11 protein-coding genes and 2 pseudogenes are annotated in these 15,932 nt (G+C 71.3%); 6 read left to right on the top strand and 7 right to left on the bottom strand.

Annotated elements, in window-relative coordinates:
* Positions 1-127 precede the first annotated feature (127 nt).
* The 4 genes from KUM39_RS05490 to nhaA all read left to right on the top strand — a co-directional run bounded on the left by KUM39_RS05490 (position 128) and on the right by nhaA (position 4,783).
* Positions 128-847, top strand: coding sequence for a TetR/AcrR family transcriptional regulator (locus KUM39_RS05490; protein ID WP_217784223.1), 720 nt, complete (start codon positions 128-130; stop codon positions 845-847).
* Between the two features lie 148 nt (positions 848-995).
* Positions 996-1,736, top strand: coding sequence for an SDR family oxidoreductase (locus tag KUM39_RS05485; RefSeq protein ID WP_217784222.1), 741 nt, complete (start codon positions 996-998; stop codon positions 1,734-1,736).
* A gap of 117 nt (positions 1,737-1,853) precedes the next feature.
* The gene (locus KUM39_RS05480; RefSeq protein WP_217784221.1) at positions 1,854-2,744 is read left to right on the top strand and encodes an SDR family oxidoreductase; all 891 of its coding nucleotides are present in this window, start codon (positions 1,854-1,856) and stop codon (positions 2,742-2,744) included.
* 185 nt (positions 2,745-2,929) lie between these two features.
* Positions 2,930-4,783 carry a Na+/H+ antiporter NhaA gene (gene nhaA / locus KUM39_RS05475; protein WP_217784220.1) on the top strand — a complete coding sequence of 618 codons (1,854 nt, stop codon included), beginning with the start codon at positions 2,930-2,932 and terminating at the stop codon, positions 4,781-4,783.
* A 121-nt stretch (positions 4,784-4,904) separates the two neighbouring features.
* Here the strand turns inward: nhaA and KUM39_RS05470 are convergent, their stop codons facing one another.
* Positions 4,905-5,717: an MBL fold metallo-hydrolase gene (locus KUM39_RS05470; RefSeq protein ID WP_217784219.1), complete on the bottom strand. Its 813-nt coding sequence runs from the start codon at positions 5,715-5,717 to the stop codon at positions 4,905-4,907.
* Positions 5,718-5,767: 50 nt separating this feature from the next.
* Positions 5,768-6,322, bottom strand: a complete 555-nt coding sequence (locus tag KUM39_RS05465; protein WP_217784218.1) for a CGNR zinc finger domain-containing protein — start codon at positions 6,320-6,322, stop codon at positions 5,768-5,770.
* A 117-nt stretch (positions 6,323-6,439) separates the two neighbouring features.
* Between KUM39_RS05465 and KUM39_RS05460 the strand changes: the two genes are divergently transcribed.
* Positions 6,440-7,861 carry an aldehyde dehydrogenase family protein gene (locus KUM39_RS05460; protein WP_246619602.1) on the top strand — a complete coding sequence of 474 codons (1,422 nt, stop codon included), beginning with the start codon at positions 6,440-6,442 and terminating at the stop codon, positions 7,859-7,861.
* Positions 7,862-7,909: 48 nt separating this feature from the next.
* Here KUM39_RS05460 and KUM39_RS05455 read toward each other — a convergent pair whose 3' ends face one another.
* The 3 genes from KUM39_RS05455 to KUM39_RS05445 all read right to left on the bottom strand — a co-directional run bounded on the left by KUM39_RS05455 (position 7,910) and on the right by KUM39_RS05445 (position 12,263).
* Positions 7,910-8,428 (bottom strand): hypothetical protein, encoded by a 519-nt coding sequence (locus KUM39_RS05455; RefSeq protein WP_308288041.1) that lies wholly within the window; start codon positions 8,426-8,428, stop codon positions 7,910-7,912.
* Positions 8,429-8,460: 32 nt separating this feature from the next.
* Positions 8,461-11,436, bottom strand: coding sequence for a glycoside hydrolase family 35 protein (locus KUM39_RS05450; protein WP_217784216.1), 2,976 nt, complete (start codon positions 11,434-11,436; stop codon positions 8,461-8,463).
* A gap of 389 nt (positions 11,437-11,825) precedes the next feature.
* Positions 11,826-12,263, bottom strand: coding sequence for a TetR/AcrR family transcriptional regulator (locus KUM39_RS05445; protein ID WP_217784215.1), 438 nt, complete (start codon positions 12,261-12,263; stop codon positions 11,826-11,828).
* 378 nt (positions 12,264-12,641) lie between these two features.
* Here KUM39_RS05445 and KUM39_RS05440 point away from each other — a divergent pair, with 378 nt between their 5' ends.
* Positions 12,642-14,678: an RICIN domain-containing protein gene (locus KUM39_RS05440; protein WP_217784214.1), complete on the top strand. Its 2,037-nt coding sequence runs from the start codon at positions 12,642-12,644 to the stop codon at positions 14,676-14,678.
* A gap of 126 nt (positions 14,679-14,804) precedes the next feature.
* Here the strand turns inward: KUM39_RS05440 and KUM39_RS05435 are convergent.
* A pseudogene (locus KUM39_RS05435) lies at positions 14,805-15,215 on the bottom strand (transposase family protein); the annotation flags it as partial.
* A 44-nt stretch (positions 15,216-15,259) separates the two neighbouring features.
* Positions 15,260-15,889 (bottom strand): annotated as a pseudogene (locus tag KUM39_RS05430) (helix-turn-helix domain-containing protein); the annotation flags it as partial.
* Between the last annotated feature and the right edge of the window lie 43 nt (positions 15,890-15,932).

Raw genomic sequence — 15,932 nt, 5'->3', positions numbered from 1 at the left:
GCGTGCCGGAACCACCGGGTCCGTCCCCGCTCCGTCCCGCCGCTCACGCCGCCGCTCGTAGCGCCGATAAATATCGTCGCTAACAAGCACTTGTAATCGGCGATCCGATGCTGTTATCGTCGATTACATGAACGCAAGAGCGACGGTAATCTCAGTCGCCGCACGGCTTCTCGACGAATCCGCGACCGGCGACGTGTCCACTCGCGCCGTGTGCGAAGCGGCCGGGATACAGCAGCCGGTGCTGTACCGACTGTTCGGTGACAAGGAGGGCCTGCTCTCCTCGACCGTGGACCACATCTGGGACCAGTACCTGGAGAGCAAGCGGCAGGCGGAGAAGTCGGCCGACCCGGTGGTGGACCTCCGGTCCGGCTGGGACAGCCACACGGCGTTCGCGCTGACCCATCCCAACGCGTACAAACTGATGTTCGCGCCGGGTCTGCGCACCGTGCCCCAGGCGGTGGAGGAGGCGATCCGCATCCTGCGGGACGTGCTGAACCGCCTCGCGGCCGAGGGGAGGCTGCGGGTTCCGCCGCAGCCCGCGACCCAGATGGTGATGGCCGCGAACACCGGAATCGCCCTCGCTCTGGTCACCCGCCCCACGCTCTATCCGGACCAGGGCGTGTCCACCCTGGTGCGGGATGCGATCCACCGGGCGATCCTGGTGGAGGCCCCCGGCGCGGAATCCGGCGGTTCGGCGGTACGGGATGCCCGCACCTCGGCCGTGACGACCCTGCGGGCGAGCCTCGGGGAGCTGACCCCGGAGCCGTTCACCCCGGTCGAGGCGGCCCTGCTGGACCAGTGGCTCACGCAGATCCCGCACTCGGGAGAACCGGAGCCCGGCGAGTAGCCGGACCCCGAACCCGGACCCGAACCCGGACTCCGAACCCGGACTCCGAACCCGGGCCCCAGAACTCAAGACATCGCGCCCCTCGCACGACACCCCCGCACGACATCCCTCGCACAACACCTCTGCACAACACCCCTAGGAGACCAGCATGACCAGCACCAACACCCCCCGTGTCGCCCTCGTCACCGGCGGTTCCGGCGGTATCGGCCGCGCCGTCGTCGAGCGGTTGGCCAAGGACGGCGTGGCCGTGGGCGTCCACTACGCGGGCAACAAGGCGCGTGCCGAGGAGACCGTCGAGGCCGTGCGCGCGGCGGGCGGCCGGGCGATAGCCGTCGGCGGCGACGTGGCCGACGAGCACGCGATGGCGGAGGCGTTCGACGCGGTGGAGCGCGAGTTCGGCGGCCTGGACATCGTGGTGAACACGGCGGGCGTCATGCCGCTGTCCCCGATCGCCACCCTCGACCTGGACGAACTGGACCGCGTCTTCCGCACCAACGTGCGCGGCACCTTCGTGGTCTCCCAGCAGGCGGCCCGCCGGGTGCGCGGCGGCGGCGCGATCATCAACTTCTCCACCTCGGTGACCAAGCTGCTCTTCCCGACCTACGGCGCCTACGTGGCGAGCAAGGGTGCCGTCGAGGCGCTGACCCCGGTGCTCGCCCGCGAGCTGCGCGGCAAGGACATCACCGTCAACGCCGTCGCCCCCGGCCCGACCGCCACGCCGCTGTTCCTCAACGGCAAGGACGACGCCACCATCGAGAAGCTCTCCAAGGCCGCCCCGCTGGAGCGTCTCGGCCTCCCGGACGACATCGCCGAGGTCGTCGCCTTCCTCGCCGGTCCGGGCCGCTGGGTCAACGGCCAGGTCGTCTTCCCCAACGGTGGCCTCGCCTGATCACAGGCCCCGCCCCGCGCGCCCGCACTCGGGCTCGCGCCCGCACTCGGGCTCGCACCCGCACCCCACTCCCTCCACCTCCACCCCTCTGAAACGCTCACAGACCGGGACTCAGCCATGAGCAAGATCGTCGTCATCACCGGAGCCTCCAGCGGATTCGGCGCCCTCACCGCCCGCGCCCTCGCGGACGCCGGGAACACCGTCTACGCCGGTATGCGTCACACCGACACCCGCAACGCCCCGCAGGTCGAGGCGGCCGAGGCGTACGCCCAGGAGCACGGCGTCGAGCTGCGGGCCGTGGAGCTGGACGTCAACTCGCAGCAGTCCGTGGACGCGGCGGTGGACCGGGTGCTGGCCGAGCAGGGCCGGATCGACGTGCTGATCCACAACGCGGGCCACATGGTGACCGGTCCGGCCGAGGCGTTCACCCCCGAACAGCTCGCCGCGCTGTACGACGTGAACGTCCTCTCCACCCAGCGGGTGAACCGCGCGGCCCTCCCGCACCTGCGCGCCGCCGGAAAGGGCCTGGTCATCTGGGTCTCCAGCACCAGCGTCAAGGGCGGCACCCCGCCCTACCTCGCCCCGTACTTCGCCGCCAAGGCCGCGATGGACTCCCTCGCGGTGAGCTACGCGGCGGAGCTGGCCCGCTGGGGCGTGGAGACGTCGATCGTGGTGCCGGGTTCCTTCACCAGTGGCACCAACCACTTCGCGCACTCCGGGCACCCGGAGGACGAGAAGACCGTCGCCGAGTACGAGACCCGGTACGCGGGCCTCATCGAGCAGGTCTCCGAGAAGCTGGCGGCCCTCGCGCCGGAGGGTGCCGACGCCTCCCTGGTCTCCGACGAGATCGCCCGGATCGTCGGTCTCCCCGACGGCGAGCGCCCCTACCGGGTGCACATCGACCCGGCGAACGACGGCTCGGAGGAGGTCTCGGACGTGGCGGACCGCATCCGCCGCGAGTTCCTGACCCGTGTCGAGCTGGCGGATCTGCTGACGGTCGGCAAGTAGGCGGTACGGGAGGTACGTACGGCGTGCGCCCACCGGAGCACCGGCTCCGGTGGGCGCACGCCGTGCCGGGTGGGGACGGCGGTCGGATAATCGGCCGGGTGAACGGTGACGGGACGGGCGGGACGGGTGACACCGGTGCGGGGCCGTCCCCGCGGCGTGCCGCGCGGTCCGCGCGGGACGCGGCGTTGTCCGCGCAGAGCACGGCGCGCTGGCGGAGCTTCCTCCAGACCGAGACCGGCAGCGCCGCCCTGCTGCTCGTCGCGGTGGCGGCGGCCCTGCTGTGGGCGAACCTGGACGCGCGTTCCTACGAGACGGTGTGGGCGACCCGGTTCACGGTCGGACTCGGCTCGTACGAGCTCTCCCTCGAACTCCACGAGTGGATCAACGCGGGCCTGATGAGCCTGTTCTTCTTCGTGGTCGGGCTGGAGGCGCGCCGCGAGTTCGACATGGGGGAGCTGCGGGACCGGCGCTGGGTGCTGCTCAGTGTGATCGCCGGACTGGGCAGCATGGTCGTCCCGGCGCTGATCTATCTGGCGTTCACGGCGGGCGCGGGGGGTGCGGCGGCGCACGGGTGGGGTGTGGCGATGTCCACCGACACCGCGTTCGCGCTGGGCATCCTGGCGGTGCTGGGGCGGCGGCTGCCCGCCTCGCTGCGGGCGTTCATGCTGTCGATCTCCGTCGTGGACGACCTCGTCTCCCTCGTGGTGATCGCCGTGTTCTACAGCGGCACGATCCACGTCCCCGCGCTGCTGGTCGCGGTGGGCGCGCTGCTCGCCATCGTGCTGATGCGGCTGGCGGGCGTCCGGCGCGGAGTGCTGTGCGCGGTGCCCGCCGTGGTGGCGTGGGTCGCCCTGCACGAGGCCGGGGTGGACCCGGTGGTGACCGGGCTCGCGGTGGGCGCGCTGATGATCGCCTACCCCGCCCCGCGCGAGGACCTGGAGCGGGCGAGCCGACTGTTCCGCCTCTTCCGCGAGCAGCCGACCCCCGAGCTCCAGCGCACCGCGATCCAGGGGCTGGCGCAGACGATCTCCCCGAACGAACGCCTGGAGCAGAAGTTCCTGCCCTGGGTCAGCTACGTCTTCGTCCCCGTCTTCGCCCTCGCCAACGCGGGCATCGAACTGAGCGGCGCGACCCTCGCGGACGCCTTCACCTCACCCCTCACCCTCGGCATCCTCGCGGGGTGTCTGCTGGGCAAGGTGATCGGCATCGTGGTCTCGATGGCGGCGGCACGCGGACTGTCCGGCGGGCGCCTGCGGCCGAACGTCGGCTGGGGCGCGGTCACGGCGGGCGGCGCGATCGCGGGCGCCGCCTTCACGGTCTCCCTGCTGATCGCGTCCATCGCGTTCCGGGGCGCCGACCTCGACCGCGCCCGCATCGGCATTCTGGCGACCATTCCGGGCGCCTTCCTCCTCAGCTGGACCAGCACCGTCCTGCTCCGCCTCCTGCCCCCGGCCCGCCGCGCCCGCGCGCTCCTCGGCGGTGCCGAACCCCTCACCGACCTGGCCGTCCCGGTGGACCCCCGCCACGACCGGGTGCGCGGCCCGGCGGACGCCCTGGTCACGGTCGTGGAGTACGGCGACTTCGAGTGCCCCTACTGCGGCCTCGCCGAACCGGCAGTCCGCGAGCTCCTGGGCGACGAGACGGACGTCCGTTACGTCTGGCGCCACCCCCCCCTGACCGACGTCCACCCCAACGCCCAGCTCGCCGCCGAAGCCTCCGAAGCGGCGGCCCGGCAGGGCAGGTTCTGGGAGATGCACGACGTGCTCCTCGCCAACCAGCACGCCCTGACCGTGAGGGACCTGATCGCCTACGCGGACCAACTGGGCCTGAATGCCGAGGAGTTCAAGCAGAGCCTCACCCGCCGCGAAGGCGCCCGCCGCATCTCGGAAGACATCGACTCCGCCGACCTCAGTACCGTCTCCGGCACCCCCACCTTCTTCATCAACGGCCGCCGCCACCACGGCGCCTACGACATCGCCTCCCTGACGGAGGCGGTCTCCCACGCCCGGCTGCGCGCACTGCTCCCCTCGTCGGCCTGAGCCGTCGGCCGTAGGCCGGGGGAGCGGGACGACGAGCCGCCCCGCCCCCGGCTGCCGCCCCGCCCCCGGCTGTCGCCCCGCCCCCCCCCGGCGGCGCGGCTCAGTCTCCGGGCGGCGCGGCTCAGTCTCCGGGGGACTCGCGCGCCCACTCCAGGCGGTCCGCGAGACCGGCCGCGGTGAAGGCGCGTTCGAGGTCGTCGCGCCCTTCGGTGAAGTGGGCCCAGCCGTCGTAGTGGACGGGGACCACCCGCCGGGCGTCGAGCACCCGTGCCGCCTCGGCGGCCTCGGCGCTGTCCAGCACGAGCGGCCGGTTGCCGAAGAGCACGGGGAACCGGGGAGCACCGGCGAAGATCAGCGCGGTGTCGATGGGCGCGAACCGCCCGGCGATGTCGCGTACCGCGTCGAGGGACGCGTTGTCGCCGCTGACGTAGACCGTGGGCAGGCCGTCGCCGGTGAGGACGAATCCGACGACCTGCCCGGTGAGCGGCTCGACCTCGGCCCGCTCGCCGGGACCGTGCACGGCGGATACGCCGGTCACGGTGACCGCGCCCCCGTCCGGCCGGTCGAGCCGGACGGACTCCCCGTCCGCCAGCCCGCGCACCGCGTCGCCGAGCCGTCCGCCCAGCCGCCCGGCGGCGTCGGGGGTGGTGAGGGTGAGCGGGACCTCGCCGAGCAGCGCACGGCCGGAGGTGTCGAGGTTGTCGGCGTGCTCGTCGTGCGAGAGCAGGACGACGTCGATGGCGCCGAGCGTGGCGGGATCGACGGTGGAGGGGGTGGTCTTGGTCAGGACGGGACGGCCCGGCCCGCCGTGGTCGCCGGGGCCGTCGAAGGTCGGGTCGGTCAGGAACCGCAGGCCGCCGTACGTGAACAGCGCGGTGGGTCCGCCGAAGGCGCGGACCGCGATCCGGCCGGATTCCGGGGGGAGGGAGGACACGGGGATCGCCTCTCGGCTCAAGGGGAACGGGGGCGCGCGGGAGCGCCGGGTCAGCCGGTCTTCGCGGCGCGTGCGCGGGCGCGGTGGGCCGCGACATTGCTCTTGTTGCCGCAGTCGGTGTACGAGTGCCAGCGCTGGGTCCGGCTGCGCGTCGTGTCGTAGAAGGCGGCGGCGCACTCCTCGTTGGCGCACAGCCGCACGCGGGGCCAGGTGTTGTCGCTGACGGTCCGGAACAGGTGGATCACCAGTCGGGCCAGCGGGCGGTCGGTACCGGGTGCGGCCGTCAGCGTGGCCTCCTCGGAGGTGAAGTCCGCGTTCAGGGCGACCCGTCGGGCCAGCGTGTTCAGCGTCGTCCGGACCTCGGTGTCCTCGCCACCGGCCAGGAGCCGGTTGAGCACGCTCCGGAACTCCCGGATCTCGTCGAGGTCGGCTTCCGTCGGTGTGCCGCCCTCCGGCAGGAGCGCGAGGGTCCGCAGCAGGGCGACCGCCTCGGCGGGGGTGGCCAGCAGATCGGGACGGACCGACAGTGCGCGGCTGTTCGCGATCTCCACGAGCACGTGCGCGCTCGGGGGGACCGGCGGCGCGGCTGACGACGTTGCTTCCATGCAGTCCACCGTACGTGAAAGAGTCTAAATTCTGAAGACCTATACATTCACCCCGGGCCGCCTGTACCGTGTAAGCGTCTTTAGATCGAAGAATCTTACGAAAGGCGGTTCGGCGTCATGACGACCATCGACACCTTCGGCACCCGGATGACCATCGGGGGCGAGGCCCACGAAGGAGCGGGCGGCTTCCCCGTGACCAACCCCGCGACCGGCGAGACCCTTGCCCTCGCGCCCGAGGCGTCCGAGGCGCAGATCGACCTCGCGTTCCGCGCGGCGGCCGACGCGTTCCCCGCGTGGGCCGCCGACGAGGCCGCGCGCCGGACGGCGCTGCGCGAGGCCGCCGCCGCCCTCTCCGCCGCCGCGGAGCGGATCGCCCCCGTGCTCACCTCCGAACAGGGCAAGCCGCTGCGCCTCGCGCACGGCGAGGTCCTCGGCGCCGGGATGTGGCTCGACTACTACGCGGGCCTCGACCTGCCCCGCACCACCCTCCAGGACGACGACCGGGCGTACGCCGAGGCCGTACTGCGCCCGCTCGGCGTGGTCACCGCGATCACCCCGTGGAACTTCCCCGTCTACATCGGTGTCGCCAAGCTGGCGATGGCCCTCCGGGCGGGCAACACGGTCGTCCTCAAGCCGTCCCCCTACACCCCGCTGTCCACGCTGCTCGCGGGCGAGATCCTCGCCGGAGTGCTCCCGGCCGGTGTGCTGAACGTCGTGACGGGCCGGGACCACCTCGGACCGCTGGTGACCGGCCACCCCCTGGTCCGCAAGATCACCTTCACCGGTTCCACGGCGACGGGCCGGGCCATCGCGCAGGCCGCCGCGCCCCGCTTCACCCCGCTGACGCTGGAGATGGGCGGCAACGACGCGGCCGTCGTGCTGGCGGACGCGGACATCGAGTGGACCGCCGAACGCCTCTTCGCCGCCGCGTTCGACAACAACGGGCAGGCGTGCGTGGCGCCCAAGCGCGTCTACGCCGACCGGCGGGTGCACGGCGCGCTCGTGGACGCCCTCGCGGAGCGGGCCCGCGCGGCCAAGGTCGGGGACGGTTTCGACCCCGCCTCCGAGCTCGGCCCGCTCAACAACGCCGCCCAGCGCGACCGGGTCGCCGACCTGGTCGCCGAGGCCCTCGCGTCCGGCGGTACGGCGGTCACCGGCGGCCGTGCCGTGCCCGGCGGCGGCTTCTTCTACGAGCCCACCATCGTCACCGGCGTGTCCGACGGCGTCCGGCTCGTGGACGAGGAGCAGTTCGGACCGGCGCTGCCCGTCATGAGCTTCGACGGCGTGGACGAGGCCGTGGCGCGCGCCAACAATTCCGCCTACGGGCTCGGCGCCTCCGTCTGGGGCACCGACACCGACCGTGCCGCCGAGGTCGCGCGGCGCCTGGAAGCGGGCAACACTTGGGTCAACACCCATGTCGCCCTCGCCCCGCACCAGCCCTTCGCCGGCTGGAAGTCCAGTGGCGTCGGCATCGAGGGCGGCCACTGGGGCCTGGAGAGCTTCAGCGCCGTCCAGCTCGCCTACCGCGCGAAGCTCTGAGCACGCCCCCGAAAGCGCGCGAAGCTCTGAGCACGCCCCCGAAAGGACCTACGCCCGGACCCCCACCCGTTGCAGCAGCCCCCAGGTGAACTCCGCGGCCACCTCCCGGCGGACGCCGTCCACGCCGGGTGCCGTGAAGGCCAGGCCCCAGCGGGTGGGGGCGGTGCCCTCCAGCGGGCGGGCGGGCGGGAAGGCCGCCGCCTCCTCCACCGTGCAGGACCACGGCGTCAGGTCCTCCAGCGTGCGCAGCACCGGGACATCCGCTCCCGGTGCCCGCACCAGCCATTCGTTCCAGACGGCACCCTCGGGCGACACCAGGATCTCGAAGCGCAGGCCGGGCCAGAGGGGCAGGGCCCACCGGCGCGCCTCGCACTCGACGTCCCCCAGCCGCCGCCGCAGCACCGACTCCGGCTCACCCAGCACCGAGCGGTACCGTGCGGCGGCCGACCGGGACCGGGGAGAGCGCACCATCGCCTGCCAGCGCCGGTTCGTCTCCCGCATCTCCGCGACGGAGGCGCCCAGGGTGCGGCGGGCGGCGTCCACCAGTTCGGGGTTGTGATCCGCCATGCGCCGCAGCAGCACCAACTGGAGGTCCAGACTCACCGCGTGCCGCCCGGCACCGCCCCCACTCCACCCAACGCCCGCCCCAGCAGCACCAGTTGGACATCCCCGGGACCCGACTCCGACGTGAACTCCGACAGCACGGCCAGCGCGAGTGTGTTCTCGCCACGGGTCCGGAGCACCCCGTTCGGGAGGACGAAGGTGTGCTGGGGGCCCACGTTGTTGATGTACTGGCCCATGTTCCAGCCGTTCAGGAAGATCTGGACGCGGTAGGCGCGGTACGGGTCGTCCGTCAGACGGAGCCCCACCGAGGCGTCGATGTCGGAGGGGATGGAGAGGCGGAAGCCGGTCCGGTACCAGGTGACGCCCTGGCGTCGGTCCGAGCGCGGGAAGGACACCCGCTCCCAGTCGCCGTCCCGGAAGTCGGGCAGGTGCCAGCCGGAGCGCTCACCGAAGAGGCCCCCCGTGTTCATGGGCCCCCGCTCCGGGTCCGCCCCGGCGGCGCCCTGGATACGCCAGGCCACCGAGGGCCCGCCCCCGGCCGCACCCGCGAACCGCACATCCGTCAGCCCGCGCGCGACCTTGTGCGTGTCCAGCGCCTTCCCGTCCTGGTCGTGCTGCATCCGCCGGACCAGCACGGACAGCACATGCCGCCCCGGCGTCCGCAGCCGCTCCGGCACGCCGAACGCCGGGGAAGCATCCCAGCTCCCCTTGCGGATGGTCACGTCCTTGTCGGGCACCGGCATCCGGTGCGTGCCCAGCGGCTCCCCGTCCAGCCAGGCCATCAGCAGCCCCTGCGTACCCGTCGAGTAGGGCAGCGTGACCTCGGTCAGCCCGGACGCGTCCGCGAAGGAACCCCGGTACCAGACATCGCCGTAGTGGAACCCGTAGTCGTCCGCGAAGAGCACCGGACGGCCTTCGGGGACGGCGGTCGTGCTGTACGTCGTCGTCCGGTCGGCCCGCCGCCAGCCGGAGTCGTCGAAGCCGGGCCCCGCCTCCGGGTTCTCGGTCCGCGTCCGCCACCCGCCCAGCGCGGGCAGCGCAACCTCCGGCGCGCCCGGGACCTGCCCGGTGGTCATGACACTGCCCGAGGTGGTGATCCGGGTCTGCTGCCGCTGCCCGTTCCACACCAGCGCGGTCACCCCGCGCGGCGCCCACACCTCGATCTCGGACGCGTCCGTGAGGTCACCGGTCAGCCGCACCTCCGACCCCCGCACCTCGGCGTGCCGCACCAGTTTCGGCCCGTACACCAGCACCGACCCGGTCGGGGTGTCGAACGGGAAGAGGCGCAGGGAGGTCGCGTCGTCCGCGAGCAGGAGCAGCAGGGGCATGTCCGTCTCGCCGCCCTGGACCAGCACCCGCGAGAGCCCGCCCTGCCCGAGCGGCGCGCTGATCCGCGCCTCGTTGCGGTCGTACGCCCACGCCGCCTCCGGGTCGAGCCGCCACACGTTCGGCTCGACCGGGCAGTTCAGCACCAGTTCCGCCATGTCCCCGGACCGTCCGGCGAACGCCGCGATCTCCAGCCGCCCGGTGGCCAGCCGCAGCATCGGCGCGGCGGTGGCCGACTTCAGGGTGCGGCGGCCCACGGCGAGGTGGCTGGTCAGCAGCCGGGCGTCCCGCGCGGGCACGGTCACCCGCAGCTTGCCGCCCTCCGTCGGCACCTCGGCCGTCACCGGCTCCGACCCGTCGTTGCGGGCCACGTACACATGCGCGCCGGTGTCCGGGTTGACCAGGTGGTAGACCTTCAGCCCCTTCACCTGCACGTCCGCCGCCCGGTCCAGCCGCGCGAAGTCCGGCACGCGCTGGAGCAGATGACCGATCTGGTGCATGGCGGCCATCTTCGCCGGATCGACGTTGCGGCCCTCGTCGATGGCCGCCCCGTAGTCGTACGACGTGTACACCACCGGCGCGGGCAGCCAGCCCCACGAGGTGCCGCCGAACGTCATGTAGACGTTGTGCAGGGTGATGCCGTTGGCGAGGTTGGTCAGGTAGAACCGCCGCTCGTACGCCGCGTCACGGGTGCGCCGCGACCCCGCGTACCCCTCGCCGTCGAACCACGACCCGCCCCACGGGTCGAACCAGCCGCCCCCGAACTCCGGTACGAAACCAGGGGTGTCGGGCGAGGCCGTCGTCCCCCCGGTCGCCCCGCCCTTGCCGAACGTCCCCCAGTCCGGCGGTACTTGGGACGGCGAGGGATACCCGTCGAACCCGTACAGCCAGCCGCCCTCCTCGCCGCCCATGTCGAACGACCCGGGCGTCCAGTACCCGTTGCGCCCCTTGTCGTTGTGGAACAGCGGTACGTCGATGCCGTCCGCGCGCACCTTCTTGTACAGGTGGGACATGTAGTCCCGCCCCCGCGCCTCCCGCACGAACGAGTCGTACTCGTTCTCGATCTGGTAGAGCAGTACGGTGCCCAGCCCCTGGGTGAAGAGGTGGCGCCGGACGATCCGGTTGACCTGCGTCAGCCACTCGTCCACGTGGGACAGATAGGTCGGGTCCGAGCTGCGCGCGGTGCCCTTCGTCGCGGTCAGCCAGCCGGGGAAGCCGCCGCCGTCCACCTCCGCGTTGATGTACGGCCCCGGCCGCAGGATCACGTAGATCCCGGTCTCGGTCGCCATCCGCAGGAACAGGTCCAGGTCCCGGATGCCGGAGAAGTCGTACTGGCCGGGCGCGGGGGAGTGGTAGTTCCACGCCACGTAGATGCTGACCGTGTTGTAGCCGTGCGCCCGCATCTTCTGGAGGACGTCCCGCCACAGCGACGGCGACGGCAGCCGGAACGGGTGCATCTCGCCCGACCAGACGACCATCCGCCGCCCGTCCACGATCAGCGAGTTCCGGTCGTACCCGATGGTGTGCCGCTTCCCGTCCCGGCGCGGCGGCGCGGGCGCCGGACCGGTCGGTACGACATGTGCCGCGAACGCGGAGAACGCTCCCGGCCCGGCACTCCCGCCCAGGGCGAGGCCGAGCGCGGCCGAACCGGCGAGCGCGCTGAAGGTACGTCGGGTGAGCGCCAAGGGGAGAACCTCCGGGTCCGGTCCGATGCGGGGGCGCGGGTGCGGACATTGTCCCGGAGGGCGCGGCGCGTCCCGGAGGGCGCGCCGCGCCAGGCTCCAGCGCCAGCGAACGCCCGGGTGAGCGGCCTGGTTCGAGGCCCAGTTCGACCTCGGACCAGACGCGACAGGAAACCATCTCATGAGCTACGAGGATCTTCCCGCTCTGACGATCGATGTCTCGCACGGAGTCATGACGATGACAAACGATCCCCGCCGCTCAATCTGATGGACGCGGTCCTCCTGCCGTCACCCCGGGCATTGGCCGCGCGGATGCGCCCCCTCGTCTCGGATGTGCTCCGTGCTGTGGAGCGACAGGGATTTCAGCCGTCACGCTGATCGGGGGCGAGCCGTCAGCGGAGCATCCCTTCGAGGAGGAGATCGGTGGCGAGGCGGCGACGTTGCGGCGTGTCTGTGGCGTCCACGAGTCGCACGAGCGCCGCGACGTCCGCGACGCTCAGGCCATCACGCAGTCGGTTGATCTCAAGCGCGCGCTCCGTGACCGGCCTGACTGTCTCCTCGATGAGGTGCTGGGCGTGGGCGCCGAGCCGGGGGCTGCTTGCGGCGATGTCGGCGAAGGCGCGCACGTGCGACTCGGGCATGACGCAGCTCTGTGCGAAGACGAATCGGAACGCTTCGGCTGCGTCGTCCATGTCGTCGGCGCGTGCCGCGTTCTCCCGCACCGCGGAGATCAGTTCCGACAGGACCGCCTCCATCAGGTCGTCGCGGGAGGGGAAGTGCCGGTAGACCGTCGAAGCCCCCAGCCCCGCGCGTTCGGCGATCGACTCCATGCTTGGTTCCGGAGCGTCCAGGGCCGCGGCGATGGCGGCGCTGATGATCCGTCGGCGGTGCGGGCGTGGATGGCCGACTGGCCGACGTACGCGTACCCGGGACGGCGCGTCGGCCCGCCCAGGGACACCACACCCGATGTGCCCGCCTGGACAGAAGGGTTGACGGTGCCTCAGTGCCCCTTTAAATTCACGGCTTGTAAAAAGCTGTGAAACCCATGTGTCATCCCCCTGACCGTCCACCGCAGCCGCATCAGCCCCCCGCCTTCGGAACCCCCTGCTCGATCCACCGCCCGCACCGCACGCCCGGCGTCGGACGGGCGAGTACCACCGGCTCACGCCGAGCGGCAGACGGCATCCCACACCCGATCAGGAGTTTCCGTGCCTCTGAGACACCCCCACTGGCGGCGACCGCGCTCCCGGACCGCCGCTCCCGTGGTGCGCAGCCGTCGGGCCACGCTCGCGCTGACCGCGACGGCGGTCGGCGCGCTGCTCGCGCCCGTTGCCCTGGCCACAGTGAACGCACCGTCGGCGCAGGCGGTCGGCGCTCCCGTTCAGGTGTACTTCAGTTCGGAGTCGACCGCCTCGGGGTTCGGCCCGTCCAACGCGAACTGGTTCACCAACCCGGCGGCGGGACTCGCCTCGACCCGGTACCAGTTGTCGCGGCAGTCCGACCTCACCGCGGTCACGGCCTCGGGCACGGCCACCATCACCGCTGACACCTCCACCCGTTTCCAGTCGGTCCTGGGCGTCGGTTCCTCGCTGGAGGAGTCCACGGTCTACAACCTGTCCCGGATGAGCGCCTCCGCGCGTACCGCGGCACTGCGCAAGCTCGTCGACCCGGTCAACGGCGCCGGGTTCAACATCGCCCGTATCCCGCTGGGTTCGAGTGACTTCACCTCGCGGCAGTTCTACACCTACGACGACGGTGCCGCCGACCCGAGCCTGTCGCGCTTCTCCATCCAGAAGGACATCGACTACAACATCATCTCGGTCCTCAAGGAAGCGAAGGCGATCAACCCGAACCTGCTGTTGTTCGGCAGCGTCTGGAGCCCCCCGGCCTGGATGAAGAACAACAACAGCCTGATCGGCGGCTCGCTCCCCGACTCGAACATCCCCGTGCTCGCCACGTACCTGCGCAAGGCCGTCACCGCCTACGCCGGCCAGGGACTGCCGTTGTACGCCGTCACGATGCAGAACGAACCGCTGTTCTCGCCGCCGGACTACCCGGGCATGACGCTCACCGCCGACCAGGAGCGCAGGATCGCCACCGCGCTGCGCACCGAGCTGAACGGCAACGGCGCCTCGGCGACCAAGATCTGGGCCTTCGACCACAACTTCGGCGACGGCCCGTCCTACACCGCGGGTGTCCTCGGCAACCCCGGCTCGCCCAGCAGCGCGTTCAACTCGGTCGACGGCATCGCCTTCCACGACTACGGCGGCGATCCGTCCTCCATGGGACAGGTCAAGTCGAGCTACCCGTCCAAGGACGTGGCCATGACCGAGCGCGCCGTGTGGGGCACCGCGGGCGCGGACCGGATCGTGCAGTACTTCCGCAACCAGTCGATCATGTACCAGGACTGGGTCACCATGCTCGACCAGAACCGCAGCCCCGAGCAGTGGTCCGGCGCCCCCGACCCGACCATGTTCATCCAGTCGCCGAGCAACCCGGACACGTACTGGGCGCTGCCCGAGTACTACATCGTCGGCCAGTTCTCGAAGTTCATCGCACGCGGTGCCACCCGGGTCCAGACGAACAACGGCAACAGCGGCAATGTCACCAACGTCGCCTTCCTCAACCCCGACGGCAGCCTGGTGACCGTCGTGGTCAACCAGACGGGCTCCGACCAGCCCTTCACGCTGCGGGCCGCCGGCCAGCAGGTCAGCAGCACGCTGCCCGCCAAGACGGTGGGCACGTACATCTGGCCGGACGCCGGCACGGGCGGAGGCGGAGGCGGCGGTAGCACCGGGCCTGTCGACCCGGCGAAGTGGTACACGGTCACCAATGCCAACAGCGGCAAGTGCGTCGACGACGCGGCTGGTTCGACCGCCAACGGCGCCGCTGTGCAGCAGTGGTCCTGCGTGCCGGGCAGCACCAACCAGCAGTGGCAGTTCCAGCCCACCGACAGCGGCTACTACAAGGTCGTCAGCCGCAACGCGGCCAACGCCGCCTGGGACATCACCGGCGGCGCAGGCGCGGGCAACGGAGCGAAGATCCAGCTCTGGTCCTACGGCGGCGGCACCAACCAGCAGTGGAAGCCGGTTCCCGGCGCGGGCGGCACGTACACCCTGACACCCCGCAGCAACCCCGCCCAGTGCCTGGACGTCACCGACGTCTCCACCGCCGACGGCGCCCGCCTCCAGCAATGGACATGCTCCGGCGGCACCGCCCAGTCCTTCACCCTCACCCCTCAGTAGACCGCATCTCAGTAGACCGCATCGGCGCCGCCCGGCGTCCGGCCCCCGTGGGTGCCGGACGGCGGGCGGCTTCGTCGTGTCAGATGTCGCGGAACTCATGGACAAAGCTTCTGACCTGCGCAAACAATCCTTGACGACCTGATGGGCCGTGGAGTAGCGGTAATTCTTCGACTGCTCGGCCACCGTGTGGTCCCGGGTGGGGACCAGCGTGCCGTCGACGGTGAGCACGGCGTCCTTGCGGAACCGTTTGCGCGGCTGCAGGGCGAGCATCGGCCCGAGATGGTCGATGATCCGGTCGGCGGCCGACTTGGAGACCCCGAAGAGCGGTGCAAGCTGGCGCATTGTCAAGTTCGTGCGCCAGTACGCCGCGACCAGCAACAGACGGTCCTCCAGCGGGAGGCCCCACGGTCGTCCGCGATGCGCATCGGCCGCATGCTCGCGCCGGACCGCGGTCACCAACTTGCCGAAGCACCGAGGGCTCAGCCCAGTGAACGGACCTATCCAGGACGGCTCGGACGTCGTGATCACACCAGCCACATCAAGATCATCTCACTCGTGACCAGCAGTTACGGGACAACCCTTAGTCCGGCGTGCGACTCCTGCTTGGTGGCCATGATTTGGACTTCCACATGGCGCAGTTCGCTGAGTTCCAGGATGTGGTCGATCAGCTCGCGCGTCACCTCGGGTCCGCCGGTCTGCCGACGGAGAAGGTGTTCCTCCAGGATGAACCCGAAGGCCGTGTTGGGCTGGTCCCGGAGCAGTTGCTGACGGTCGGCCCGCGCCTCCCACTGTGCCTCGATCTGGCCGTCGTCCAGGGGCGGCAGTTGCTCTGTGAACAGCGTTCGCGCGTACGCCTCTGTCTGGAGGAGCCCCGGAATCATCCGGCACTCGTACGTGTAGAGCGTGATCGCCCCGCGCTCCAGCTCTGCCCAGATGCGAAACCACGAAGCCAGCCCCGGAAGCCGCCGCAGGTGAATCGTCGCCTGCTTGAGTACGCCCATGTTGCCCAGGACTCGATCTGCGGCCAGGACGAAGTCCTTGTCGGGCATCCTGCGGCCCAGTTCGATCGAGACGATCGTGTGGACGGAGAAGCCGACGAGACCGGCGAACTCGTCCCGCGAGTATCCGAAATGCTGGCGCAGCGCTTGCAGTACAGCGCCGAACGTCCGCATGCTGTCCGAAGATTCCGGCTCGCCGGTTCCACTGCCCATGCGGGACATGGTCACGCCGGGTGACGCGTACTGTCCAGTGTGT

The organism is Streptomyces corallincola, from assembly GCF_019104725.1.
GTDB lineage: Bacteria > Actinomycetota > Actinomycetes > Streptomycetales > Streptomycetaceae > Streptomyces > Streptomyces corallincola.
The sequence above is the reverse complement of the archived record's forward strand: the minus strand, read 5'-3'. Positions and strand labels throughout refer to the sequence as shown.